The organism is Bradyrhizobium sp. USDA3516, from assembly GCF_057651995.1.
The window spans coordinates 90,018-112,589 of record NZ_JBYGYN010000004.1 but is presented as its reverse complement, the minus strand read 5'-3'; the positions used below and the strand labels follow the sequence as shown (position 1 = coordinate 112,589).

Below are 22,572 nucleotides of genomic sequence, written 5' to 3'. Positions count from 1 at the left end.
TCAATCGGCACAAGGGCCGCCCTGTCGCGCAAGCGCCTCGGCATGAAGCCTGGCGCTCGGCTCGGAGAAGCAGCAGAACACGACGCGAGCGACGGTTGGCGCCAAAGCCAGCCCTTCGACCGTCGTGCGCATGGCGATATCGACGGCACGGTCGGCAGGAAAACGATAGACGCCGGTCGAAATCGCAGGAAAGGCCACCGAGGTCAGCTTGTGTTTCCCGCAAAGCTCCATGGACCGCCGATAGCAGGAGGCGAGCAGATCGTCCTCGCCGAGCGTGCCGCCATTCCACACCGGACCGACGGTGTGGATCACATGCGCGGCCTTGAGCCGATAGCCCCTGGTGATCTTCGCATCGCCCGTCTTGCAACCGTGGAGCATGCGGCATTCGGCGACGAGCTCGGGCCCGGCTGCCCGGTGGATCGCGCCATCCACGCCGCCCCCGCCAAGGAGCGACGTGTTCGCGGCGTTGACGATGGCGTCAACGCCGAGCGTGGTGATATCGGCGACGATGACCTCGAGCTCCGCGCCGTCAATCCGGCGCGTCAGAACGGTCACGCCTCAGGCCGCGACGACGACGCCCTTCTCGGAGAAGAGCTGCTGCAATTCGCCGGCCTGGAACATCTCGCGGACGATGTCGCAGCCGCCGATGAACTCGCCCTTCACGTAGAGCTGCGGAATGGTTGGCCAGTTCGAATATTCCTTGATGCCGTTGCGCAGCTCGGCGGATTCGAGAACGTTGAGGCCCTTATAGCCGACACCGATATGGTCGAGGATCTGGACGACCTGGCCGGAGAAACCGCACTGCGGAAATTGCGGCGTCCCCTTCATGAACAGAACCACGTCGTTCGACTTCACTTCATTGTCGATGAATTCCGCGATGCTCATATCCGTGTCCTTCTGGGGCAGAGCCCTCACCAATTGCCTCGGGCCGGCTCAGCCGATTTAACCCGATACCTGCCTATATATGTAGCCCAAACCGTTGTGCATCCAAAGTAAAATGGCGGCGACGGGTCCCCGGCGACCCGGTTGACCCCGGCCGGGTCCATAGGCTGATGACATCAATATCATCGCCGCAGAGGACTTTCATACCGTAACGGAGCCCCTATCTAGGACGAACCCTGTTTATGGAACCGGGTCGTGCGAACAACGTTCTCTTGTCCTGTCTGGAGAAAAACGTGACGAAACAAGCCTCAGCCACGGCCTCCCTGCGTTCGTCACCGTCCTCCCGCGAGGACGACCTCGCCCAGCGGCTGGAAGCGGCGTTCTCGACTGTCCGCAATGAGACCGAACGCCGGGCAGCACCGCTGGCGCCCGAGGACCAGCAGATCCAGTCCATGCCGGATGCCAGCCCGACCAAATGGCACCGGGCCCATACGACCTGGTTCTGGGAGCAATTCCTGCTCGGCGAGCACGCTCCCGGCTACCGGCCCTTCCACCCCGATTTCGCATTCCTGTTCAATTCCTATTACGTCAGCGCCGGCCCGCGACATGCCCGCAATCATCGCGGCGATATCACCCGTCCCAGCGCCGACGAGGTCGGCGCCTATCGCAAGTACGTCGATGCAGCCGTTGTCCAATTCTTCCGAGGGACCGACGAGGACAAGCTCCGGGCCCTGGCGCCGCTGGTCGAGGTCGGGCTCAATCACGAGCAGCAGCATCAGGAATTGATGTTCACCGACATCCTGCATGCCTTTGCGCAGAACCCGATCTATCCGGCGTATGATCCGGACTGGCGCTTCCCGACTGCGGCGCGCGGCGGCGATGAGTGGCTGGCGCTGAACGAAGGCATCCACACCGTCGGCCATGTCGACGACGGCTTCCATTTCGACAACGAGAGGCCGGCGCACCGCGCCCTGGTCGGCCCGGTCAGGATCGCCCGCAATCTGGTCACCAATGCCGAGTGGCTCGCCTTCATGCAGGATGGCGGCTACCGGACCGCAACCCTGTGGCTGATGGACGGCTTTGCTGCGGCCAGCAAGGAAGACTGGCAGGCTCCGGGCTATTGGCGCGAGGTCGACGGCGCTTGGCAGGTCATGACGCTCGCCGGCCTCAGGCCGGTCGATCCGGACGCGCCGGTCTGTCACGTCAGCTATTACGAAGCGGATGCGTTCGCGCGCTGGTCCGGCAAACACCTGCCGACCGAGATGGAATGGGAGGTTGCGGCGCGCACCGGCCAGCTCAACGACGCCTTCGGCCTCGTCTGGCAATGGACCCGCAGCTCCTATGCGCCCTACCCCGGCTATCGCGCGGTCGAGGGCGCGCTCGGCGAGTACAACGGCAAGTTCATGGTCAACCAGCTGGTGCTGCGCGGCTCGTCCCTTGCAACTCCGCAAGGCCACAGCCGTATCACCTATCGCAACTTCTTCTATCCGCACCACCGCTGGCAGTTCACCGGACTGCGGCTTGCCGATTACGACTAGAAATTCCGACGACAGATGCGCGCCGGACAGCGCGTTCAGGAGAGTATCATGAATGTGCACGCCAGCGCTTTGGCCGAAGCCCATCTTCCCGACGAGCAGACCACCGCTTTTGCCCGCGAGGCCATCGAGGACCTCTCGCAGCAGCCGAAAAAGCTGTCGCCGAAATATTTCTATGACGCGACCGGATCGGAGCTGTTCGAGGCGATCACGAAGCTGCCGGAATATTATCCGACGCGCACCGAGCTGGCGATCCTGAAGGAGCGCGGTAGCGAGATCGCAAACATCATCCCGGAGCACGCCGCGCTGGTCGAGTTCGGTGCCGGCGCGACCACGAAGGTGCGCCTGCTGCTCGATCATTGCAAATTCGCGGCCTACGTGCCCGTCGACATCTCCGGCGACTTCCTGAAGGCACAGGCGAGCGGCCTGAAGCGGGATTTCCCCTCGCTCGGCATCTATCCGGTCGCGGCCGACTTCACCACGCCGTTCGAGCTGCCCAAGGCGGTCGCCTCCATGCCCAAGGTCGGCTTCTTCCCGGGCTCGACCATCGGCAATTTCGAGCCGCAGGAGGCGCAGGCCTTCCTGAGGAGCGCGCGCCAGATCCTCGGCAAGGGCGCGCAGATGATCATCGGCGCCGATCTCGAGAAGGACGAGCGGATCCTCTTCGACGCCTATAACGATGCGGCCGGCGTCACCGCGCGCTTCAACCTCAATGTGCTGGTGCGCATCAACCGCGAGCTCGGCGGCAATTTCGATCTCTCCGCGTTCACCCATCGCGCGATCTACAACCGCGAGCGGCACCGCATCGAGATGCACCTGATCAGCAAGAAGAGCCAGACCGTGCGCCTGCTCGGCACCAGCTTCTCGTTCAAGCCCGGCGAGAGCATCCACACCGAGAACAGCTACAAATACAGCATCGAGCGCTTCGCGGCGCTGGCGCAAGGCGCGGGCTGGCGCGTGCGCGAGAGCTGGACGGATGCGGCGAAGATGTTCTCGGTGCACGCGCTGGAGGTCGCGGAGTAAGAGCCGGCTTCAATGCTCCCCGGCCTCCTCCACTTGCGATCCCAGGGACATCGACTCCCACACCGCCACCACGATCATGATCGCGCTCGTCGCCATCGACAGCCACAGCGGCGACAGTTCCGACGCGAACCACCACAGCACCAATAGCAGGATGATGCCGATACCGTGCGAGAGCTGAAGGAAGCCGCGGACCGAGTGCTTGAACAGGATGGTGCCGACCAGAAACAGCAGCGGGCCGCCGATCGTGCTCAAAACCGTCCGCATGTCGGAATGGCCGGTCGGATGCTTCAGCACCAATTCGTCCGACACCGCGGTCAGGATGACGCCGGCAACGATCGGCAGGTGCAGATAAGTGTAGGCGAGCCTTGCCAGGCGCCCGGATTCGGTCGACTTCGAGATCCACTCGGCGCCGGCTTCCGCGCCCTTGTGGAAATAGACCCACCACATTGCGATGGCACCGACCAGGGCCGAGACGAAGGCCATGATGTTGGCCGCGGTCCATTCCAGCGCGGCGAAGGTCGCGCCGTTGACGATGACGGCCTCGCCGAGCGCAATGATGACGAAGAGAGCGCAGCGCTCGGCCATGTGGCCGCCCTCGACGGCCCAGGCCTCGACAGAGGAGAAGCCGAGCCCGGCGACCCAGAAGCGGGCCGCGGGCGAGATGTATTCAATCGTCAGGGCGGCGATCCAGAACCACAACCGTGAATCGTCATGGGCGAGGCCGCCGAGGATCCAGAAGATCGCGGAGACGGAGAGCCAGACCAGGATGCGGATCGCGTTGTGCCGCACCAGGGTCCGGTGCGCCGGCGTTGCGAGCAGCCAGAACACGGTCCGTCCGACCTGCATGGCCGCATAGGCAATCGCGAACCACAGGCCACGCCCCTCGAAGGCGGTCGGGATCGTGGTCGACAGCACGAGGCCGCCCAGCATCATCGCAAACAGCAGGAGCCGGACCGGCGTCAGATCGGGATTGAGCCAGTTGGTGACCCAAGCGGTAAAGACCCAGACCCACCACACCGCGAGAAACAGCACCGCAACGTGCACCGCGCCGAGCAGCGTGAAATGGTGCAGCAGCGTGTGCGAGATCTGTGTGACGGCGAAGACGAAGACGAGGTCGAAGAACAGCTCAACATAGGTGACGCGGCTGTGCTGGTTCGGCGTGATAACGCGAAACATCGCGCCGTGCGCATTGTCCGCAGCCATCATCGTCCCCCGTGGCGCTGGTCAGGTCAGGTGCAGCTTCTTCAGGTACCTGGCACGCCGGTTTGCAGCGCCAGCGCATGCAGCACGCCGCCCATCTGGCCGCGCAGGGATTGGTAGACGATCTGGTGCTGCTGGACGCGCGACTTGCCACGGAAGGATTCCGAGATCACGGTCGCGGCATAGTGGTCGCCGTCGCCGGCGAGGTCACGGATGGTCACCTCGGCATCGGGGATCGCTGCCTTGATCATCGCCTCGATATCGTGGGCGTCCATGGGCATTCGGGTCTTGCTCCTTATCTCGGCTGCAAAGCAGCCTCATCATCGAATCGCTGCCGGGGGTCCCCTCGCCGGCAAGGTCAAACTTAGCGTGAACGGCCTTCTACGTCACGCTTTCCGGCACTATATCCGTGATCCCACCAGGATAAAGGCACGACAAAGTGCCGCGCGCGGCAGATTGATCGAAAAGGCGTGACATCATGAAGCTTCCCGGGCCCGACCACCCCATCACCATCACCCCAAACCCCCGGCGGGTCCGTGTCACCGCGGGCGACATCGTGATCGCCGAGACCAGCAAGGCGCTGACCTTGAAGGAAGCCAGATATCCGGCAGTGCAATATGTGCCGCGGGAGGACGCCAACATGGCCCTGTTGGAGCGCACCGACCGTATCACCCATTGCCCCTACAAGGGGGACGCGAACTATTACAGCGTCAAGGCCGACGGCAGGACGCTGGACAACGCGATCTGGACGTACGAGACGCCCTTCCCCGCGATGACGGAAATTTCAGGCCATCTCGCGTTCTATCCGGACAAGGTCAAGATCGAGGAAGTGGGGTAGTTTAGAGCCACGTCATTCCGGGATGGTCCGAAGGACCATCTCGAGATTCCGGGTTCGGTCCTTCGGACCGCCCCGGAATGACGAAAGGAAAACAGCTACGCCCTGAAGATCGTGAGTCCCAATATCAGCAGCACCAGGAAGATCACGACGAACACGTAGAACAGGAAGCGGGCGATGTCGGCCGAGGCGGCCGAGATGCCGGTGAAGCCGAGCACGCCGGCCACGATCGACACAAGCAGGAAGATCAGCGCCCATTTCAGGATTGTCATTGCCAGCTCCGAATTGCCCCGTCTCACGGCCTACGCTGTTTTCGGCGAACGCTAACATCGCTGCGAGGAACTGGTTCCTAGAGCATGATCCGGAAAAGTGCGTAGCGGTGTTCCGAAAAGATCATGCTCAACAATAACCTAAAGCACGATGACGATTCATCCTAACCGCATCGCGCTTTAGAAGTCCTCGGGGCGACCTGCGAGAACAAACTGCGCTTGCTGAATCGAGTTCCCGGCGGCACAGTCCAGCCGGAATCAGGATCGGGACGGCCACGATGACGATGTCACATTCAGCGACGATCGGCGCGGAGGTGCAGGCCGCGCCAAAGAGCAAGGTGCGCAATTTGGCGATTGATCGCGCCCGCACCTTCCTCACTTTGGTGGTGCTGCTGCATCACGCGGTGATTCCCTATACCTATTTCGGCCATACCGATCCGACCTATTTCTTCGGCTTCGACATGGTCGTGCTCGCCACCGACAGTTTCTTCATGGCGATGTTCTTCTTCCTGTCGGGACTGTTCGCCTGGTCCGGCATCGCCCGGAAGGGGGTCCGGAGTTATTTGGCAGATCGCCTGCTTCGGCTCGGCTTACCCTTCGCGATCTGCGCTCTTACCGTCATTCCGCTCGCCTATTACGCGATCTCCCTGCGGCAGCATCCCGAGATCGGCTTTGCGGAATTCTGGTGGAATATGGTCACGAAAGGTCCGTGGCCGAGCGGGCCGATCTGGTTCCTCTGGGTCTTGTTCGCCTTCGACCTGGTTGCCTGCCTTTTGTACCGGTTGTCACCCAATCTGCTCGATCCGATCAATCGCCTCTCGCTGCATGGTCGGCGCCGGCCCGCCGTGTTCTTCGCGGTCATGCTGGCCGTCACCGCGGCGTTCTACATTCCCGGGCTGGTCCACTACGGACACAGCAGCTGGTTCGAGTTCGGGCCGTTCTCGGTCCAGCACGGGCGCGTGATGCTGTACGCGACCTATTTCTTTTTCGGTGCGGGCATCGGCGTTGCGCAAATGGATCGTGGGCTGCTCGCTGTCGACGGCCGCATGGCAGGGGTCAGCTGGGACTGGATGGTGCTGGCGATCGTTCCGTATTGCCTGTTGTGGGCGCTGATCTTCATCAAGCGCGAAATCCTGGGCAACCCGTCGCCTCTGCCGGACTGGTATGAAGCGCTCTATGCGATCTGCTTCACGGTCTTCAGCGTGGCCGTCATGTTTCTGATCCTGGCCTTCTTTCAGAGGTTCAAGCAATCAGGCTCGGCCCGGCTGCTCGATCCAATGCAGGGCGACGCGTTCGGCATGTTCCTGGTGCACTATCCGATCGCACTGTGGCTGCAATACTGGCTGTTCGACTATGACCTGCCGGCGATCGTCAAGGCCGCGATCGGGTTTGTACTGACCGTCGCAGCGAGCTGGGCGCTGACGCGCGCCTTGCGGCAGATCCCGGGCGCGTCACGCGTGTTGTGACGCGCGGTCTCTCCACGCGTCATTGCGAGGAGCCCTTGCGACGAAGCAATCCAGAATCTTTCCGCGGAGAGACTCTGGATTGCTTCGCGGAGCCTGTCGTCGGGCCGCGCTTCGCGCGGACCCATTGGCTCGCAATGACGGAGTGTGTGGCGGAGGTTCAGGCCGCCTTCCCGCCCATGTACTCCGGCAGCCAGCGCTCGAACGAGGCCCGCAGCGTGTCGATCGCAACCGGCGCCTCGCCCGCGATCGCGATGGCATCGCCGCCGGTGGTGCCGATCCGCACGCAGGGCACCTCGCAGCCGCGCATCTTGGCGAGCACGCGGCCGGCTTCGGTTTCCGGCACGGTGACGAGATAGCGCGCCTGGTCCTCGCCGAACCAATAGGCCTGCGGCACCAGCGCGGTCGGCGCCGCCAGCAGCTTGGCGCCGATGCCGCCCGCCATCGCCATCTCGGCCAGCGCGATCAGGAGGCCGCCGTCGGAGAGGTCATGCACGGCGGTGGCGGTGCCCGCATGGATCATGCCGCGCACGCAATCGCCGTTGCGCTTCTCGGCGGCGAGATCGACCGGCGGCGGCGCCCCCTCCTCGCGGCCGCAGATGTCCCGCAGATAGACGGACTGGCCGAGCCAGCCATGGGTCTCGCCGATCAGGAGGATGGCCTCGCCCTCGGCCTTGAAGGCGAGCGACGCCGATTTGGTGAAATCGTCGAGCAGGCCGACACCGCCGATCGAGGGCGTCGGCAGGATCGCGCGGCCGTTGGTCTCGTTGTAGAGCGAGACGTTGCCGGAGACGACCGGGAAGTCGAGCGTGCGGCAGGCTTCCGAGATGCCCTTCAGGCAGCCGACGAACTGGCCCATGATCTCGGGCCGTTCAGGGTTGCCAAAATTGAGATTGTCGGTGATCGCGAGCGGCTTGCCGCCGACCGCGGTGATGTTGCGCCAGGCTTCCGCGACCGCCTGCATCCCGCCTTGATAAGGATCGGCCTCGCAATAGCGCGGCGTGACGTCGACGGTGAGCGCCAGGCCCTTCGGCCCGTCCTCAACGCGCACGACGGCGGCGTCGCCACCGGGACGCTGCATGGTGTTGCCGAGGATGACGTGGTCGTACTGCTCCCAGACCCAGCGCTTGGAGCACATGTCCGGCGTGCCGATCAGCTTCTCCAACGCAGCCCCGAGCCCCATCGGCGCCGGCACCTCGCGGGCGTGCACGACCGGCAGCGCGGCGGACGGGACGTGCGGGCGGTCATAGACCGGCGCCTCGTCGCCGAGCTCCTTGATCGGCAAATCGGCCATGACGTCGCCGCCATGCTTGACCACGAAACGCTTGCTCGGCGTGGTGTAGCCGACCACGGCGAAGTCGAGACCCCACTTCTTGAAGATCGCCTCGGCTTCTTTTTCCTTCTCGGGCTTGAGCACCATGAGCATGCGCTCCTGGCTCTCCGAGAGCATCATCTCGTAGGCGCTCATGCCGGTCTCGCGGGTCGGCACCGCATCGAGGTCGAGGTCGACGCCGAGATCGCCCTTGGCGCCCATCTCCACCGCCGAACAGGTCAGGCCGGCCGCGCCCATGTCCTGGATCGCGATGACACAGCCCTTGTCCATGATCTCGAGGCACGCCTCTAACAGCAGCTTCTCGGCGAAGGGATCCCCGACCTGAACGGTCGGGCGCTTCTCCTCGGACTTGTCGTCGAACTCGGCCGAGGCCATCGAGGCGCCGTGGATGCCGTCGCGGCCGGTCTTGGAGCCCAGATAAACAATCGGCATGTTCACGCCGGAGGCCGCCGCATAGAAGATCTTGTCGGCGTCGGCGAGGCCCACCGCCATCGCGTTGACAAGGATGTTGCCGTCGTAGCGGGTGTGGAAGCGCACCTGGCCACCCACCGTCGGCACGCCGAAGGAATTGCCGTAGCCGCCGACGCCCGCCACCACGCCGGAGACCAGATGCCGCGTCTTCGGGTGCTCGGGCGCGCCGAAGCTCAGCGCGTTGAGGCAGGCGATCGGCCGCGCGCCCATGGTGAAGACGTCGCGCAGGATGCCGCCGACGCCGGTGGTCGCGCCCTGGTAAGGCTCGATATAGCTCGGATGGTTGTGGCTCTCCATCTTGAAGACCACGGCCTGGCCGTCGCCGATGTCGATCACGCCGGCATTCTCGCCGGGGCCCTGGATCACCCAGGGTGCCTTGGTCGGCAGGCCGCGCAGATGGATGCGCGAGGATTTGTACGAGCAATGCTCGTTCCACATCGCCGAGAAGATGCCGAGCTCGGTGAAGGTCGGCTCCCGCCCGATCAGCTTCAGGATGCGCTCGTACTCGTCGGGCTTGAGCCCGTGGGCGGCAACCAGCTCGGGGGTGATCTTGGGTTCGTTCTTCATGGCTTCAGAGGCTTTCGGCGGCGGTTTGGCCGTTCTTAGGAACATCGGACGGCTTCGAAAAGCCCTTTATGGCGCATTTTCCCGCTGTCCCACGTTTTGCGCCGGCAGGGCCGGCGGGAACGGGAATTGCACGGCGCGGTCGGATCGGATTTAAGGTCTAGAGACCCGCAATTGAAGGCCTATTTCCTTGCACGAATTGACCAAAGCGCCCCCGCCCCGCCGCCCCGACCTCCACATCGCCACCGAGGGCGAATTTGTCGGCTGGCGGACCTGGATTCGCGACAGTTTCGAGTCCCATGTCGGCCCGTTCTGGCACCGGATCGAGGCGGACGGCAGCGTCCGCTGCGCCTTCCGGGTCGAGAAGAAGCACCTCAACGGCTCCGGGAACGTCCATGGCGGCTGCTACATGGCCTTCGCCGACTATTCGCTGTTCGCGATCGCCACCCATGTCCTGGACAGCCGGGCGGTGACGACCAATTTCGCCTGCGAATTCCTCGACGCGGCACGCGAGGGCGAACTGATCGAATGCACCGGCGAGGTGAGCCGCGCCGGCGGTTCGCTGATCTTCCTGCGCGGCAAGATGATGTCGGGCGATCGGCTGCTGCTCACCTTTTCCGGCACGATCAAGCGGATGAAGCGGAAGGCGCTCCCGCATCCAAACGCATAGCTCGACGCCTTCCCTTTTCGCGCGCCCTCGCCCAGACTTCCCGGCAAGCGCTTTGGCGCCGGGGAGCAACAACAAGGTGCCGCAGAGCACATCCGAGGCGGGTCGCGCGACGGCGGCCGCATCAACGCAATTGCCGTCCATGCCCGCCCAAGGTGCGCGCAGCTGGCGCGACTATGCGCTGCTCCTTGCGCTCGCCTGCTGCTGGAGCTCGACCTATCCGCTGACCAAGCTGGCGCTTCCCACGATCCCGCCCATCACCTTCATCTCGGCGCGCTCGCTGATCGCCGCCGCCTTCCTGTTCGCGATCCTGTGGATGCGCGGCACCAGGATCCCCACCGACGCAAAAGCCTGGAAGCTGTTCGCGACCCAGCAATTGATCAACTCGACCTTCCCGTTCCTGATCATCACCTGGTCGCAGCAATATGTGCCGGCCTCGAACACGGTGGTGCTGGCTTCGACCACGCCGATCTTTGCCTTCCTGATCACCTCGCTGATCACGCGGCACGAGCCGGCGACGCTGCTCAAGCTCGCTGGCGCGATTTTGGGACTCGCCGGCACCGTCGCCATTGTCGGCCTCGATGCGCTGCGCGGCTTCGGGAGCGAGATCATCGCCGAAATCGCCATCCTGCTCGCCACCATCTCCTTTGCCTGCGCAACGATCTTCGGCCTCCGCCTGTCCGAATACGATCCGATGGTGGTCGCGGCCGGCTCGCTGCTGTTCGGCGGCCTCGTGCTCTTGCCGCCCGCGCTGCTCATCGACCAGCCCTGGACGCTGCAGCCAACACCAACGGCGATCATCGCCACCATCGTCATGGGCATCGTCTCCAGCGCGTTAGGCCTGATGCTGTTCTACATATGCCTCGGCCGCCTCGGCACGCTGACGACCAACGCCCAAGGCTATTTGCGCATCCCGATCGGCGTCGGCTTATCCGTGCTGCTGCTCGGCGAGAGCGTGCCGTCGAATCTGGCGCTGGGGTTGTTGCTGGTCATGGCCGGCGTCGCGGCGATGACGGTGCCTGCGGAGCGGTTGAAGTGGCGCTAGCCGATGGCGATGCTCAGTCCGCCGGAACAAAACGGAGGGTACCCGCGCGGCGCGTCGGTTTGCCGGTGTCGTTGGTGTGATTGACACCGTCCATGACGGGCACCTCAGGAAAATCGAACGGACTTACCCCATCAAGGCAAGCCACGTTGACAGCATACAGATTCTGGTCCGATCGACGCTGATGATGCGTGTAGATTCCGCAGTGGGAACAGAAGAAATGCTGCGCTGATCCGGTATGGAAGCGGTAGCTCGTCAGTGCATCCTCGCCCTCCAGGAACTTGATGCCGCCCATCTCCGCCATGACGACGACCGCACCGCGCATCCGGCAGTAAGAGCAGGTGCAGCGGCGGATCGAATTGAAACCGTCGCTCAGCGACGCCTCGAAACGCACCGCCCCGCAATGGCACTGACCAGCCCGGACGTTTGTATCACTCACCATGTTGCATGCTTCCTGGCGTTGCTGCGAATGACGACGCCGCTTGGCGACGTCAACGGGCAGGAACGTTCTCTCAAATGTGGGCCGAACAATCAAAAGGAATCGCCCAAGGCATCAAAACAACTCGCGCGGGCCGGCCTCCTCACGCCGACAACTGCTTCTCCGCGATCGACAGCCACTCGGCCTGCGCCTTGCGCAGATATTTCGGCGCGCGGCGCATCTGGATCAGGAGCTCGTTGAAGACCATGCGCGCCTCTGCGGTGCGGCCGACCGTTTGCAGCAGCATGCCGTACCGCACCCGCGCCTCGGCGCCGGGGAAGTAACCGGCGAGCGCGTGATATTCCTCCAGCGCCTCGTCGAGACGTCCGACCTCGGCGAGCGCGCGGGCGTAGAGCAGATGCGCGTCGGCGGAATCGAAGTCGGGCCATTGCTTCTGCAGATCGTCGAGCGTCGCCAGCGCATCGGCCGGGCGGCTGGCGGCAAATTGCGCCTGCGCCCTGCGCAGCGCATAGGCGGGATCGTGGCCCATCGGCAGCTTCAGGATGTGATCATAATGCGCTTCAGCTTCGCCGAACCGGCCGATATTCGCACACTCTTCCGCCAGCGCCGCGCGGTTGGCGATGGTGTCGGTGCCGGCCAGCCGGTCGGTCAGCTCGCGATAGCGCTTCTCGGGATCGAGGCGATTGGCGACACGCTGGCGCGCCTGCCGGGCACCGGGGCTGGAAAACCATTCGGGAATGAGCTCGACCGCGATATAGGCAATCGCGCCCATCAGCGGCACCAGCAGGATGATGAAGGCCCAGGGCCGCAACCGTCCGGTTCGCGAGGCGTGATAGATCAGCGTGATATCGAGCAGCAGAACGACCAAAGCGACGGGCATGTGACATCCGGAAAGCACAACGACAGAGCCGGCCTCCTGATATCGCAATCGAACCGATGAAACAACTTTGAGTTGCCTCGACCGGCAAGAAGCAGCGAACCCGTATCTGCGCAGTGATGGTGACGAGGAGTCAGTCGCCGCAAAACCTATGCAGGTTCACGAGCCTCGCGTAGCAATCCACTCGCCAGCGCTCGAAACGCATCAACGGCCTTGCTCAGCACGCTCTTGGGATCGTCGGCGGCCGCGACCCACAAGGCGGCGCTGAGCGCGGCCCCGTTCAGCAACCGCCCCGCCGCTTCGACGTCGACCGGCTTCACGATTTCCTCCTCGATCAGCCCACGGATCGTTCGCATGGTGATCTCGAGACAAGCGTTCTCGCCGGGCCATTTGGAGGGATCGCCGAGCACGGCAGGCCCATCCAGAAGCATGATGCGTTGGATCTCGGGATCGAGCGCCATTTCGATATAGGCGCTTCCCTCCGCGAGCAGGCCCAGCCACGGGCTGGGCGCTTGCTCGCGGGCGATGCGGAGCCGCTCCGCCATTTCACCGTCGATCTGCTCGACGACGGCCCAGAGCAGCCCCTTCTTGTCTTCGAAGTTGTGATACAGCGCGCCCCGCGTCAGACCGACGGCGGCCGTAAGCTCGTCCATCGACGCGTCTGCATAACCCTGCGTGGCAAATGCTTCGCGCGCAGCGCGGATGAGCTTGGCCCGATTTTCCGCCATGGCCGCGGCGCGCTTTCCCTTTGCCATGCCCAGTTCCTATTGACATACGCCCCGTATGTGAACTACACCTCACATACGAACCGTATCTGAAATTGCCGTGACGCGCCACCCATGGAGCGCCCACGTTCCATCCATCCCCATCTACCGATTGAAAGGCTCCTGCCATGCCCCAGCGAGAGGCAATCTTCCCCGCAAACCGCCACGCGCTCTATCAAGTGCATCGGTACTCCGCGGCGATCCGCTCCGGCGACCTGCTGTTCGTGTCGGGGCAGGTCGGCAGCCGCGAGGACGGCTCACCCGAGCCGGTGTTCGACGACCAGGTCCGCCGCGCATTCGCCAATTTGCGTGCCGTGCTCGCCGCTGGTGGATGCACGTTGGACGATGTCGTCGACGTCACCACGTTCCACACCGATCCGGCGAGCCAGATCGAGACGGTGATGGCCGTTCGCGCCGAGGAGATCGGCGAGCCGCCCTATCCGAACTGGACGGCCGTCGGGGTGAATTGGCTTGCCGGCTTCGACTTCGAGATCAAGGTCATCGCCCGGATTCCTGTGCTTCAGTAAGCCTTCGGCGCGGCCATACGCCGGCCGCTGGCAAGGCTACTTGTTGGCGTCGTCCGCCAGCATCTTGCGGTACTTCTCGACGTCGCGCGTCACGAGCTTTTGCAGCACGTCGGGCGCGTGCTCGTCGGCATCAGGCGCGACGGTCGACAGGTCGGCGAAGCGCTTCTTCACCGCGTCCGTTCCCACCGCCGTTCGCGCAGCGGCGTTCAGCTTGGCGATGACGGCCTGCGGCGTGCCCTTGGGCGCGAACAGGCCGTTCCAGCCCTGCGCCTCGAATTCGGGCAGGCCCGCTTCGGCCGAGGTCGGCAGATCCGGCAGCGTGGCGAGCCGCACGGTCGAGCCGACCACGAGGCCTTTCACCAGCTTATCGTTGATCGCTTGGGAAACCGAGGCGGCCGCATCGCAGACGCCGTCGATCTGGCCGCCGATCGCGTCAGTCAGTGCCGGCGCGGCGCCGCGATAGCCGACCAGCGTCGCGTCGATCCCGGCAGCCGTGACGAAGCCTTTGCAGATCAGATAGTTGGAGGAGCCGACGCCGGCATGGCCGAGATTGATCTTGCCCGGATTGGCCTTGGCATAGGCGATGAACTCCTTGAGGTCCTTGGCCGGAAAGTCCTTGCGCAGCGCGATGATGCCGAACGTCTTCGCCACCATCGCGATCGGCACGAAGGAATCGGGCGTGAACGGCAGTTTTGGATAGATCGTGTAGGTCGCGGCATTGGTGCCGGCATTGCCGATCGCAATCGTATACCCATCGGGCTCGGCGCGGGCGGCCCGCGCCAGCGCGGTCGAGCCGCCGGCACCGGCAACGTTCTCGATCACAATGGTCTGGCCGAGCGCAATCCCCATCTGCTCGGCCACCGCGCGCGCGATCACGTCCGAGGTGCCGCCGGCCGCGAACGGCACGATCATGGTGATGGGACGCTTGGGATAGTCCTGTGCGGATGCGCAAGTCGCGGTCGAAAATGTCGCGAACGCCAGCGCCGCGACCGCGGCGAGAGCGCGCTTCACGACGAGCGACATCACGCGGCTTTTTCCAGGTGCTGGGCGAGACCGGCGAACAGGCCGCGGCCATCGGTGCAGCCCATGATGTCTTCGACGTGGTTTTCTGGATGCGGCATCATGCCAAGCACGTTGCCGCGGTCGTTGACGATGCCGGCGATCGAATGCGCCGCGCCGTTGATGTTGGCGGCCTCGTCGACCACGCCATCGGCGGAGCAGTAGCGATAGAGCACCCGGCCCTCACCTTCGAGCCGCTTGATGGTCTCTTCGTCCGCCTCGTAATTGCCCTCGCCATGGGCGACCGGCACGCGGATCACCTGGCCGGCATTGTAGCCGCGGGTGAACGGCGTGTCGGAGCGCTCGACGCGCAGATGCACGTCGCGGCAGATGAATTTCAACCGCGCATTGCGCATCAGCACGCCCGGCAACAGGCCGGACTCGCAGAGGATCTGAAACCCGTTGCAGACACCGAGCACGAGGCCGCCCTTGGCCGCATAGTCGCGCACCGCGTCCATCACCGGGGCGCGCGCCGCAATCGCGCCGCAGCGTAGATAATCGCCGTAGGAGAAGCCGCCGGGCACGACGACGAGATCGGTGCCCGATGGCAGCGAGGTCTCGGCATGCCAGACCATCGCAGGCTCGCTGCCGGAGATCAGCCTCAACGCGCGCGCCATGTCGCGCTCGCGGTTGATTCCGGGAAAGACGAGAATGGCGGCTTTCATGGCAGAGGTTCCGACGCGGCTTAAGAATTGAGGCTGGCCAAGGGGCCAATTCGTGAACAGACATAGCCATTTGACGGGGATTTTACCAGTGCTAGCCTTGCCGGACGGTCTTGTACACAGGCCATAGCCACGGCGTTTTCCCAACGCTTTTGCCCGGGATTGAAGCCATGAACGTCCCGTCGCTGCCCGCATCCCTCTCCGAACCGGTATCCGCCGAGGGCGTCGTCGCCGCCGGCGCCTATGTCGACGGCCGCCGAGTCGCCAATATCGCCATCAGCGAGGCCTCGAGCTGGCGAGCCAAGCCCGGCCATGTCGTGTGGATCGGACTGCACGAGCCCGACATGGCGCTGCTCGGCGCGGTGCAGAAGCAGTTCGACCTGCACGACCTCGCCATCGAGGACGCCAACCACGCCCATCAGCGGCCGAAGATCGAGCAATATGGCGAGGCCCTGTTCATCGTCGCGCGCACCGCGCAATTGATCGAGGGACGCATCGCCTTCGGCGAGACCCACATCTTCGTCGGCGAAGGCTATCTGGTCTCGGTGCGCCACGGCGCCTCGACCTCCTACACGCCGGTGCGCGAACGCTGCGAGAGCTGCCCGCGGGCGCTCGCGCGCGGCGAGGACTACATCCTCTATGCCATCCTCGATTTCATCGTCGACAATTACTCGCCCGTGCTGGAGAGCATCCACGACGAGATCGAAGGCATCGAGGACGACGTGCTCTCCAAGCAGATCAGCAAGGCGCAGATCGAGCGGCTCTACATGCTGCGCCGCGACCTCTTGCGGCTGAGGACTGCGATCGGCCCGCTGGTGGAGGTCTGCCGCCGGCTGGAGCATGACGACCTGTCGATGGTTCGGAAGTCCATGCAGCCGCTGTTCCGCGACGTCACCGACCACGTCAGGAACATCCAGGAGCGCATCGATTCCATGCGCGAGGTGCTGGCCTTCGCCTTCGAGGCGAGCCTGCTCGTCGGCCAGGCCCAGGAGACGGCGGTATCCAAGAAGCTCGCATCCTGGCTCGCCATCATCGCGGTCCCGACCGCGCTCGCCGGCATCTACGGCATGAACTTCAAGCACATGCCGGAGCTGGAATGGGAGTACGGCTACTTCATGCTGCTCGGCGTGATGCTGACGGCGTGCGGGTCGCTGTACTGGCGTTTCCGCAGCGTCGGGTGGCTGTGAGCAAAGCGTTTAGCCAACAGCAGCTCAACTAATAGACCCTCATGGTTCGAGACGCGCTTCGCGCTCCTCACCATGAGGGTCTACGAGACAGCCTAGACGATCTCGACCCGATAATTCTCGATCACGGTGTTCGCCAGTAGCTTGTCGGCAGCTTCCTTCAGTGCGGCTTCCGCCTTGGCCTTGTCGGCGCCGGCGAGCTCGATGTCGAACACCTTGCCCTGGCGGACGCTTGCGACGCCGTCGACGCCGAGCGACTTCAGCGCGCCTTCGATGGCCTTGCCCTGCGGATCGAGGATGCCCGTCTTCAGAGTAACGGTGACACGTGCCTTCACGTCAAAAGTCCTCTCTCAGCTCTTCACCAGCACCGGGCCGGTGCCCTGGGGACGCTCGTTCTCCATGAGGATGCCGAGGCGCTTTGCGACTTCGGTGTAGGCCTCGAGCAGGCCGCCGAGATCCCTGCGGAAACGATCCTTGTCGAGCTTCTCGTTCGACTTGATGTCCCAGAGACGGCAGCTGTCCGGCGAGATCTCGTCGGCGACGATGATGCGCATCATCTCGTTCTCGAACAGGCGCCCGCACTCCATCTTGAAGTCGACGAGGCGGATGCCGATGCCGAGGAAGAGACCGGTGAGGAAATCGTTGACGCGGATGGCGAGCGCCATGATGTCGTCGATCTCCTGCGGCGTCGCCCAGCCGAAGGCGGTGATGTGCTCTTCCGACACCATGGGGTCGTTGAGCTGGTCGTTCTTGTAGTAGAACTCGATGATCGAGCGCGGCAGCTGCGTGCCCTCCTCGATGCCGAGGCGCTGCGACAGCGAGCCGGCGGCAACGTTCCGCACCACCACCTCGAGCGGCACGATCTCGACCTCGCGAATCAGCTGCTCGCGCATGTTGAGGCGGCGGATGAAATGGGTCGGCACCCCGATGTCGTTGAGGTGCTGAAACAGGTACTCCGAGATCCGGTTGTTGAGGACGCCCTTGCCCTCGATCACCTGATGCTTCTTCGCATTGAACGCGGTGGCGTCGTCCTTGAAGTGCTGGATCAGGGTACCGGGCTCGGGGCCTTCGTAGAGAACCTTTGCCTTGCCTTCATAAATGCGACGCCGACGGCTCATGGGGATGTACCGTGTTTTGTTGAAATCCATGAATTTGGTGTGCTCCGGTTGACTAGGATTACGACCCACAGCGGAGCTGCCGTGAACGGCTGGGAACCCATCCATAACCCTTTGGAAACAGAACGGGAACCAAACCTTAGGCAACCTATCCGATTGGCTGTCCGAGCACAATCGATCCGGCCGTCCGGCACCAACTTATACCATCTTGCCTGCGGCTTAACGGCCCGTTGTTTTGCCGATTCGTGCTATCTATGTAGGCATGCAGCCGGGTCGCCGCAACGGAAGGCTCCCGCGCCATTCAGCAGGGATTTGGAACAGGTATGAGCGAGTTCGATAAGCGCCAGGAAGGCTTCGAGAAGAAGTACGCCCTCGACGAGGAGCAGAAGTTCAAGGCGGAGGCCCGCCGCAACCGGCTGCTCGGCCTGTGGGCAGCCGAGAAGCTCGGCATCACCGGTGATGCCGCCACCGCCTATGCCAAGGAGGTGGTCGCGGCCGATTTCGAGGAGGCCGGCGATGCCGACGTCCTGCGCAAGCTGACGGCCGATTTCGCCGCCAAGAACGTCGCCGTCACCGAGCAGGCGATTCGCGCCAAGATGAGCGAGCTGCTCGCGGTCGCCGCCGCCGAGGTGAAGGCGGGGAAGTGAGACAACGTGTCATTCCGGGGCGGTCCGTAGGACCGAACTACGGTGCGCCCTTGCGCACCTGAGAATCTCGGGATTCCGGATCGCCGCTGTCGCGGCGTCCGGAATGACGGAAAACCAAATCACCCCTCCTTGAAGCCATACTCCGGCACGTTGCCGCTGGCGCCGTAATATTTGTACGGCAGGAACTTGCCGCTCATCGTGATCTTGACGCGGTCGCCCTTGGGGTTGGCGACGCGCTCGATGCCCATGTCGAAGTCGATCGCCGACATGATGCCGTCGCCGAACTCCTCCTCGATCAGCGCCTTCCAGGCCGGACCGTTCACCATCACCATCTCGTAGAAGCGGTAGATCAGCGGGTCGGTCGGCGGCATCGGCGTGCCGGTGCCGCGCATCGGCACCTCGTTGAGCATCGCAACTTCCGCCTTCGACAGGCCGAACAGCTCGCCGGCATTGGCGGCCTGGGGCTTGGTCAGCTTCATCTGGCCCATGATCGCACCGACGATCAGCACCTCGGAATAGCCGCCGATCTTTTCGCAGATGTGCTTCCAGCTCCAGCCCTTCTCGCGCTTGATGTCGAGCAGTTTTTCGGTGAGGTCTTCGCGCTTCATGTTGGCGTCTCCTTGCTAGGCGCTCAATCCGGGGGTTGTCCCCGGCATCCAGGTCTGTCGCGGCTCTTCGCCGGTCGATGCGATCGAAAGGCCGGGCTTGCCGATCTGCACCGTCGGCACGTTGCGCGGATCGTGATCCGGCTTTTCGGTGGTGAAGGTCTTGCTGCGAGTCACCAGGAAATCGATGATGTGGTTGCGCAGCGCGTAGTACAGCGGATGCCGGTGCAGGTCGGTGCGGCCGCGATCCCGCGGCAGCGGGTTCTCGACCACCTCTGCCAGCACCGCGCCGGGACCGTTGGTCATCAGGAAGATCTTGTCGGCGAGATAGATCGCCTCGTCGACGTCGTGGGTGATCATGAACGCGGTCTGCCCGGTCTCCAGACAAATGCGCCGCACCTCGTCCTGCAGCGTGCCGCGCGTCAGCGCGTCCAGCGCCGAGAACGGCTCGTCCATCAGCATCATCTTCGGCGTGATCGACAGCGCCCGCGCGATGCCGACGCGCTGCTTCATGCCGCCCGACAGCTCCGAAGGACGCTTGTGCTCGGCGCCGGACAGGCCGACGAGATCAATGAACTTCTGCGCATGCGCCTTCACCTTGGCGCGGTCCCAGCTGCGCCATTTCGAGCTCACGGCATAGCTGACGTTGCCGAGCACCGTGCGCCAGGGCAAGAGCGCATGGCTCTGGAAGATCACGGCGCGATCGAGGCTGGTGCCCGAGATCGCCTGGCCGTCGACGATGACCGCGCCCTCGCTCGGCGCATCGAGCCCGGCAAGGATGTTGAGCACCGTGGTCTTGCCGCAGCCGGAATGGCCGATCACGCAAGCAAACTCGCCGCGCGCCATCGAGAGCCAGAGGTTCTCGAAGATCGTGGTCGTCGCGCCACCCGCGCCGGGATAGCGCTTGGCGATGCCTTCGATCGAGATGAACTTGTCGGTCATCGCCCCTATTCCGGAAACGTGACCATGCGCGTGAAGCGCGCGAGGATCTGGTCGAGCAGCATGCCGACGATCCCGATCAGGAGGATCGCGATGATGACGTTGGTGATCGACAGATTATTCCACTCGTTCCAGACGAAATAGCCGATGCCGGTGCCGCCGACGAGCATCTCGGCAGCGACGATCACGAGCCAGGCGATGCCGATCGAGATGCGCATGCCGGTCAGGATGGTCGGGGCCGCCGCGGGCAGGATCACGGTGAAGGCGCGCCTGACGGTGCCGACCTCGAGCGTCCGCGCGACGTTGATCCATTCCTTGCGGACGCTCGCGACGCCGAACACCGTGTTGAGCAGCATCGGCCAGATCGAGCAGATGAAGATGACGAAGATGGCCGAGACCGAGGAATCCTTGATGGTGTAGAGCGCGAGCGGCATCCAGGCCAGCGGCGAGATCGGCTTCAAGACCTGGATGAACGGATCGAGCGCCTTGCTCAGCAGCGGCGACATGCCGATCAGAAAGCCGAGCGGGATCGCCACCAGCACGGCCAGCAGATAGCCGGTGCCGACGCGCGCAATGGAATAGCCGAGCTGGATGCCGAGCCCCTTGTCGTTCGGCCCGTTGTCGTAGAACGGCCGCTTCAGATGCTCCCAGAGCTTTGCCCCGACATCGAGCGGCCCAGGCATCGCCGATTTGCCCTGCGTCGCCGTGAGCCCCATCAGCTTGGCGTATTCCGGGCTCATCGTCGTCACCGGCGCAGTGGAGCGCGTGGCAAGATGCCAGATGCCGAGAAAGGCGGCGAGCAGCACGATGGAGACGAGGCCCGCGCGCAGGCGAAGGGAGGTGGTCATCTCGCACTCCGCTGTGTCCCGGGCGCGGCGCAGCGCGAAGCGGTGCGACGCAGAACCGGGACCCATGCAGTTCGACTAGGTCCCGGCTCTGCGAGGCAGCACTGCGTGCTGCATCGCGTCCGGGACACGAGAGCGCGGCCCATCACGACGCCTTCCTGATCTTGAAGCTCGCGAGGTAGTCCTCCGGTTTCGCCGGATCGAAAGTCTTGCCCATCACCGCGAACGACTTGTAGGCGCTCGCGGGCGGCGACAGGCCCATCTCGGTCATCAGCTTCTTGGTATCGGTCGCCAGATACACCTGCTCGGCCACCGCCTTGTAGTCGACGTCGCCCTTGATCTGGCCCCAGCGCTTCATCTGCGTCAGCATCCACACCGCGAAGGACTGCCAGGGGAACGGATCGAAATCGACGCGCTTGGGATCGGTCTTCACCCCGCCGAGGCCGTCGGCATAGGTGCCGGTCAGGACCTGCTCCAGCACGGTAACAGGCGCGTTGATGTAGTTCGCAGGCGCGATGGCCTCGGCGATCTGCTTGCGGTTCTCGGCCTTCGAGGCGTAGGCGGTGGCATCGACGATGGCCCGCGTGAGCGCCGCAAAGCTGTTCGGCGCGGTCGTGATGAACTCGCGGCTTGCGGCGAAGCTGCAGCAGGGATGGCCGTCCCAGATCTCCTTGGAGAGCAGATGCATGAAGCCGACGCCGTCATAGATCGCGCGCTGGCAGATGTTGTCGGGCGCGAGGAAGCCGTCGATGTTGTCGGCACGCAAATTCGCGACCATCTCCGGCGGCGGCACCGAGCGCAACTGCACGTCGGTGTCGGGGTCGAGACCGTGCTCGGCGAGGTAATAGCGCAAGAGGTAATTGTGCATGGAATAGTCGAAGGGGATGGCGAATTTCAGCCCCTTCCAGTCCTTCGGATCGCGCTTGTCCTTGTGCTTGGAAGCCAGCACGATGCCCTGCCCGTTGATGTTCTCGATGGCAGGCACGGTAAAGGGAATCGCGTTCGCGCCAAGGCCGAGCGATATCGCGATCGGCATCGGAGCCAGCATGTGCGCAGCGTCGTATTCCTTGTTGATGGTCTTGTCGCGGATCACGGCCCAGCCGGCGGTCTTCACCACTTCGACGTTGAGGCCGTGCTTGGCATAGAAGCCCATCGGCGCCGCCATGATGATCGGCGTGGCGCAGGTGATCGGGATGAAGCCGACCTTGAGGTCCTTCTTCTCGGGCGCGCCGGATTGCGCGAACACCTCTGTCGCCGTCTTGATCGGAAAGAACTGCGATAGCGCGGCGAGCGCGGTCGAGGCGCCGACCGACTTCAGGAAGGCACGCCGCGCCACGTCCTGCGGAAACATCGCGCGCATCAATGCGGAGGCGACCACGCCCTCGTAACGCTTCTCTTCGCTTGCGACCGGCTCGCAGCGCAGCGCCGTGGCCTGCTCGTGCTCGGCTGCGGAGCGATGCTGGCCGCAAACACAGCCGGCTCGAAGGTTGCGATCGGGATCAAACGGATTGTCGAACGTGGACATCGGCCCTCCTGCGCGTCAATGCGAAGAGCAATTACGCAAGGAGCATGCCACCGGCCGATGAGCGGGCATTGCCTTGATGACGCAGCATTTTCACCCGCGC

Annotated in this window: 26 protein-coding genes; 9 read left to right on the top strand and 17 right to left on the bottom strand. The window is 64.0% G+C overall.

The genetic code is table 11. The features are described from left to right. Together AC24YW_RS14735 and grxD are read right to left on the bottom strand one after the other, a co-directional pair. Positions 1–555 carry an O-acetyl-ADP-ribose deacetylase gene (locus tag AC24YW_RS14735; protein ID WP_487483420.1) on the bottom strand — a complete coding sequence of 185 codons (555 nt, stop codon included), beginning with the start codon at positions 553–555 and terminating at the stop codon, positions 1–3. 3 nt (positions 556–558) lie between these two features. Continuing rightward, positions 559–885 carry a Grx4 family monothiol glutaredoxin gene (gene grxD / locus AC24YW_RS14730; protein ID WP_018647423.1) on the bottom strand — a complete coding sequence of 109 codons (327 nt, stop codon included), beginning with the start codon at positions 883–885 and terminating at the stop codon, positions 559–561. A gap of 239 nt (positions 886–1,124) precedes the next feature. Between grxD and egtB the strand changes: the two genes are divergently transcribed. Further along, positions 1,125–2,420, top strand: coding sequence for an ergothioneine biosynthesis protein EgtB (gene egtB / locus AC24YW_RS14725; RefSeq protein WP_487483419.1), 1,296 nt, complete (start codon positions 1,125–1,127; stop codon positions 2,418–2,420). Positions 2,421–2,468: 48 nt separating this feature from the next. Next, positions 2,469–3,440, top strand: coding sequence for an L-histidine N(alpha)-methyltransferase (gene egtD / locus AC24YW_RS14720; RefSeq protein ID WP_487483418.1), 972 nt, complete (start codon positions 2,469–2,471; stop codon positions 3,438–3,440). A gap of 9 nt (positions 3,441–3,449) precedes the next feature. Here egtD and AC24YW_RS14715 read toward each other — a convergent pair whose 3' ends face one another. Together AC24YW_RS14715 and AC24YW_RS14710 are read right to left on the bottom strand one after the other, a co-directional pair. Next, complete coding sequence (locus tag AC24YW_RS14715) at positions 3,450–4,643, bottom strand: low temperature requirement protein A (RefSeq protein WP_487483417.1); 1,194 nt, start codon at positions 4,641–4,643, stop codon at positions 3,450–3,452. A gap of 41 nt (positions 4,644–4,684) precedes the next feature. Beyond that, the gene (locus AC24YW_RS14710; protein WP_011088461.1) at positions 4,685–4,921 is read right to left on the bottom strand and encodes a BolA family protein; all 237 of its coding nucleotides are present in this window, start codon (positions 4,919–4,921) and stop codon (positions 4,685–4,687) included. A 197-nt stretch (positions 4,922–5,118) separates the two neighbouring features. Here AC24YW_RS14710 and AC24YW_RS14705 point away from each other — a divergent pair, with 197 nt between their 5' ends. Further along, a complete protein-coding gene (locus AC24YW_RS14705) occupies positions 5,119–5,478 on the top strand; it encodes a DUF427 domain-containing protein (protein ID WP_487483416.1) in 360 nt (119 codons plus the stop codon). 95 nt (positions 5,479–5,573) lie between these two features. Here the strand turns inward: AC24YW_RS14705 and AC24YW_RS14700 are convergent, their stop codons facing one another. Further along, positions 5,574–5,747, bottom strand: a complete 174-nt coding sequence (locus AC24YW_RS14700; RefSeq protein ID WP_007612121.1) for a DUF1328 domain-containing protein — start codon at positions 5,745–5,747, stop codon at positions 5,574–5,576. A 275-nt stretch (positions 5,748–6,022) separates the two neighbouring features. Here AC24YW_RS14700 and AC24YW_RS14695 point away from each other — a divergent pair, with 275 nt between their 5' ends. Then, positions 6,023–7,210 carry an acyltransferase family protein gene (locus AC24YW_RS14695; RefSeq protein WP_487483415.1) on the top strand — a complete coding sequence of 396 codons (1,188 nt, stop codon included), beginning with the start codon at positions 6,023–6,025 and terminating at the stop codon, positions 7,208–7,210. Between the two features lie 157 nt (positions 7,211–7,367). Here the strand turns inward: AC24YW_RS14695 and purL are convergent, their stop codons facing one another. After that, positions 7,368–9,578 (bottom strand): phosphoribosylformylglycinamidine synthase subunit PurL, encoded by a 2,211-nt coding sequence (gene purL, locus AC24YW_RS14690; RefSeq protein WP_487483414.1) that lies wholly within the window; start codon positions 9,576–9,578, stop codon positions 7,368–7,370. 187 nt (positions 9,579–9,765) lie between these two features. Here purL and AC24YW_RS14685 point away from each other — a divergent pair, with 187 nt between their 5' ends. Together AC24YW_RS14685 and AC24YW_RS14680 are read left to right on the top strand one after the other, a co-directional pair. Further along, complete coding sequence (locus tag AC24YW_RS14685) at positions 9,766–10,245, top strand: PaaI family thioesterase (protein ID WP_487483413.1); 480 nt, start codon at positions 9,766–9,768, stop codon at positions 10,243–10,245. Positions 10,246–10,321: 76 nt separating this feature from the next. Beyond that, complete coding sequence (locus AC24YW_RS14680) at positions 10,322–11,287, top strand: DMT family transporter (protein WP_487483412.1); 966 nt, start codon at positions 10,322–10,324, stop codon at positions 11,285–11,287. A 13-nt stretch (positions 11,288–11,300) separates the two neighbouring features. Here AC24YW_RS14680 and AC24YW_RS14675 read toward each other — a convergent pair whose 3' ends face one another. The 3 genes from AC24YW_RS14675 to AC24YW_RS14665 all read right to left on the bottom strand — a co-directional run bounded on the left by AC24YW_RS14675 (position 11,301) and on the right by AC24YW_RS14665 (position 13,355). Further along, positions 11,301–11,726, bottom strand: coding sequence for a GFA family protein (locus AC24YW_RS14675; protein ID WP_487483411.1), 426 nt, complete (start codon positions 11,724–11,726; stop codon positions 11,301–11,303). Positions 11,727–11,865: 139 nt separating this feature from the next. Next, the gene (locus AC24YW_RS14670) at positions 11,866–12,603 is read right to left on the bottom strand and encodes a tetratricopeptide repeat protein (protein WP_487483410.1); all 738 of its coding nucleotides are present in this window, start codon (positions 12,601–12,603) and stop codon (positions 11,866–11,868) included. Between the two features lie 146 nt (positions 12,604–12,749). Continuing rightward, positions 12,750–13,355, bottom strand: a complete 606-nt coding sequence (locus AC24YW_RS14665) for a TetR/AcrR family transcriptional regulator (protein ID WP_487483409.1) — start codon at positions 13,353–13,355, stop codon at positions 12,750–12,752. Positions 13,356–13,492: 137 nt separating this feature from the next. On the opposite strand from AC24YW_RS14665, the gene AC24YW_RS14660 reads away from it, so the two are divergent. Further along, positions 13,493–13,891 carry a RidA family protein gene (locus AC24YW_RS14660; RefSeq protein WP_487483408.1) on the top strand — a complete coding sequence of 133 codons (399 nt, stop codon included), beginning with the start codon at positions 13,493–13,495 and terminating at the stop codon, positions 13,889–13,891. A gap of 36 nt (positions 13,892–13,927) precedes the next feature. Here AC24YW_RS14660 and AC24YW_RS14655 read toward each other — a convergent pair whose 3' ends face one another. Together AC24YW_RS14655 and purQ are read right to left on the bottom strand one after the other, a co-directional pair. Beyond that, on the bottom strand, positions 13,928–14,914 hold the full coding sequence (locus AC24YW_RS14655; RefSeq protein ID WP_487483800.1) for a tripartite tricarboxylate transporter substrate binding protein BugD: 987 nt from the start codon (positions 14,912–14,914) through the stop codon (positions 13,928–13,930). Next, on the bottom strand, positions 14,914–15,615 hold the full coding sequence (gene purQ / locus AC24YW_RS14650) for a phosphoribosylformylglycinamidine synthase subunit PurQ (RefSeq protein ID WP_487483407.1): 702 nt from the start codon (positions 15,613–15,615) through the stop codon (positions 14,914–14,916). The genes AC24YW_RS14655 and purQ overlap by 1 nt, the downstream gene beginning before the upstream one ends. A gap of 167 nt (positions 15,616–15,782) precedes the next feature. Between purQ and AC24YW_RS14645 the strand changes: the two genes are divergently transcribed. Next, positions 15,783–16,799 (top strand): magnesium and cobalt transport protein CorA, encoded by a 1,017-nt coding sequence (locus AC24YW_RS14645; RefSeq protein WP_487483406.1) that lies wholly within the window; start codon positions 15,783–15,785, stop codon positions 16,797–16,799. Positions 16,800–16,891: 92 nt separating this feature from the next. Here AC24YW_RS14645 and purS read toward each other — a convergent pair whose 3' ends face one another. Both purS and purC read right to left on the bottom strand, forming a co-directional pair. Continuing rightward, positions 16,892–17,131 (bottom strand): phosphoribosylformylglycinamidine synthase subunit PurS, encoded by a 240-nt coding sequence (purS, locus tag AC24YW_RS14640; RefSeq protein ID WP_014494125.1) that lies wholly within the window; start codon positions 17,129–17,131, stop codon positions 16,892–16,894. Between the two features lie 15 nt (positions 17,132–17,146). Then, the gene (gene purC, locus AC24YW_RS14635) at positions 17,147–17,914 is read right to left on the bottom strand and encodes a phosphoribosylaminoimidazolesuccinocarboxamide synthase (RefSeq protein ID WP_172782948.1); all 768 of its coding nucleotides are present in this window, start codon (positions 17,912–17,914) and stop codon (positions 17,147–17,149) included. Positions 17,915–18,234: 320 nt separating this feature from the next. Between purC and AC24YW_RS14630 the strand changes: the two genes are divergently transcribed. After that, on the top strand, positions 18,235–18,558 hold the full coding sequence (locus AC24YW_RS14630) for a DUF1476 domain-containing protein (RefSeq protein ID WP_172782947.1): 324 nt from the start codon (positions 18,235–18,237) through the stop codon (positions 18,556–18,558). Between the two features lie 119 nt (positions 18,559–18,677). Here the strand turns inward: AC24YW_RS14630 and cynS are convergent, their stop codons facing one another. The 4 genes from cynS to AC24YW_RS14610 form a co-directional block, all read right to left on the bottom strand. Further along, on the bottom strand, positions 18,678–19,166 hold the full coding sequence (cynS, locus tag AC24YW_RS14625; protein ID WP_275514609.1) for a cyanase: 489 nt from the start codon (positions 19,164–19,166) through the stop codon (positions 18,678–18,680). 15 nt (positions 19,167–19,181) lie between these two features. Continuing rightward, entirely contained in the window at positions 19,182–20,105 is a 924-nt protein-coding gene (locus tag AC24YW_RS14620; RefSeq protein WP_487483405.1) for an ABC transporter ATP-binding protein, read from the bottom strand. Positions 20,106–20,110: 5 nt separating this feature from the next. Beyond that, positions 20,111–20,950 (bottom strand): nitrate ABC transporter permease, encoded by an 840-nt coding sequence (gene ntrB / locus AC24YW_RS14615; RefSeq protein WP_487483404.1) that lies wholly within the window; start codon positions 20,948–20,950, stop codon positions 20,111–20,113. Positions 20,951–21,092: 142 nt separating this feature from the next. After that, positions 21,093–22,472 carry a CmpA/NrtA family ABC transporter substrate-binding protein gene (locus AC24YW_RS14610; protein WP_487483403.1) on the bottom strand — a complete coding sequence of 460 codons (1,380 nt, stop codon included), beginning with the start codon at positions 22,470–22,472 and terminating at the stop codon, positions 21,093–21,095. Positions 22,473–22,572 lie beyond the last annotated feature (100 nt).

Bases quoted from the DNA above. Each gene is read 5' to 3' on its own strand.
- purQ (WP_487483407.1), bottom strand. From the start codon at position 15,615: ATGAAAGCCGCCATTCTCGTCTTTCCCGGAATCAACCGCGAGCGCGAC.
- AC24YW_RS14715 (WP_487483417.1), bottom strand. From the start codon at position 4,643: ATGGCTGCGGACAATGCGCACGGCGCGATGTTTCGCGTTATCACGCCG.
- AC24YW_RS14645 (WP_487483406.1), top strand. From the start codon at position 15,783: ATGAACGTCCCGTCGCTGCCCGCATCCCTCTCCGAACCGGTATCCGCC.
- AC24YW_RS14700 (WP_007612121.1), bottom strand. From the start codon at position 5,747: ATGACAATCCTGAAATGGGCGCTGATCTTCCTGCTTGTGTCGATCGTG.
- AC24YW_RS14655 (WP_487483800.1), bottom strand. From the start codon at position 14,914: ATGTCGCTCGTCGTGAAGCGCGCTCTCGCCGCGGTCGCGGCGCTGGCG.
- AC24YW_RS14705 (WP_487483416.1), top strand. From the start codon at position 5,119: ATGAAGCTTCCCGGGCCCGACCACCCCATCACCATCACCCCAAACCCC.
- ntrB (WP_487483404.1), bottom strand. From the start codon at position 20,950: ATGACCACCTCCCTTCGCCTGCGCGCGGGCCTCGTCTCCATCGTGCTG.
- grxD (WP_018647423.1), bottom strand. From the start codon at position 885: ATGAGCATCGCGGAATTCATCGACAATGAAGTGAAGTCGAACGACGTG.
- AC24YW_RS14610 (WP_487483403.1), bottom strand. From the start codon at position 22,472: ATGTCCACGTTCGACAATCCGTTTGATCCCGATCGCAACCTTCGAGCC.
- AC24YW_RS14660 (WP_487483408.1), top strand. From the start codon at position 13,493: ATGCCCCAGCGAGAGGCAATCTTCCCCGCAAACCGCCACGCGCTCTAT.
- egtB (WP_487483419.1), top strand. From the start codon at position 1,125: ATGGAACCGGGTCGTGCGAACAACGTTCTCTTGTCCTGTCTGGAGAAA.
- cynS (WP_275514609.1), bottom strand. From the start codon at position 19,166: ATGAAGCGCGAAGACCTCACCGAAAAACTGCTCGACATCAAGCGCGAG.
- AC24YW_RS14670 (WP_487483410.1), bottom strand. From the start codon at position 12,603: ATGCCCGTCGCTTTGGTCGTTCTGCTGCTCGATATCACGCTGATCTAT.
- purL (WP_487483414.1), bottom strand. From the start codon at position 9,578: ATGAAGAACGAACCCAAGATCACCCCCGAGCTGGTTGCCGCCCACGGG.
- AC24YW_RS14710 (WP_011088461.1), bottom strand. From the start codon at position 4,921: ATGCCCATGGACGCCCACGATATCGAGGCGATGATCAAGGCAGCGATC.
- purC (WP_172782948.1), bottom strand. From the start codon at position 17,914: ATGAGCCGTCGGCGTCGCATTTATGAAGGCAAGGCAAAGGTTCTCTAC.
- AC24YW_RS14675 (WP_487483411.1), bottom strand. From the start codon at position 11,726: ATGGTGAGTGATACAAACGTCCGGGCTGGTCAGTGCCATTGCGGGGCG.
- AC24YW_RS14665 (WP_487483409.1), bottom strand. From the start codon at position 13,355: ATGGCAAAGGGAAAGCGCGCCGCGGCCATGGCGGAAAATCGGGCCAAG.
- egtD (WP_487483418.1), top strand. From the start codon at position 2,469: ATGAATGTGCACGCCAGCGCTTTGGCCGAAGCCCATCTTCCCGACGAG.
- AC24YW_RS14695 (WP_487483415.1), top strand. From the start codon at position 6,023: ATGACGATGTCACATTCAGCGACGATCGGCGCGGAGGTGCAGGCCGCG.
- AC24YW_RS14630 (WP_172782947.1), top strand. From the start codon at position 18,235: ATGAGCGAGTTCGATAAGCGCCAGGAAGGCTTCGAGAAGAAGTACGCC.
- AC24YW_RS14620 (WP_487483405.1), bottom strand. From the start codon at position 20,105: ATGACCGACAAGTTCATCTCGATCGAAGGCATCGCCAAGCGCTATCCC.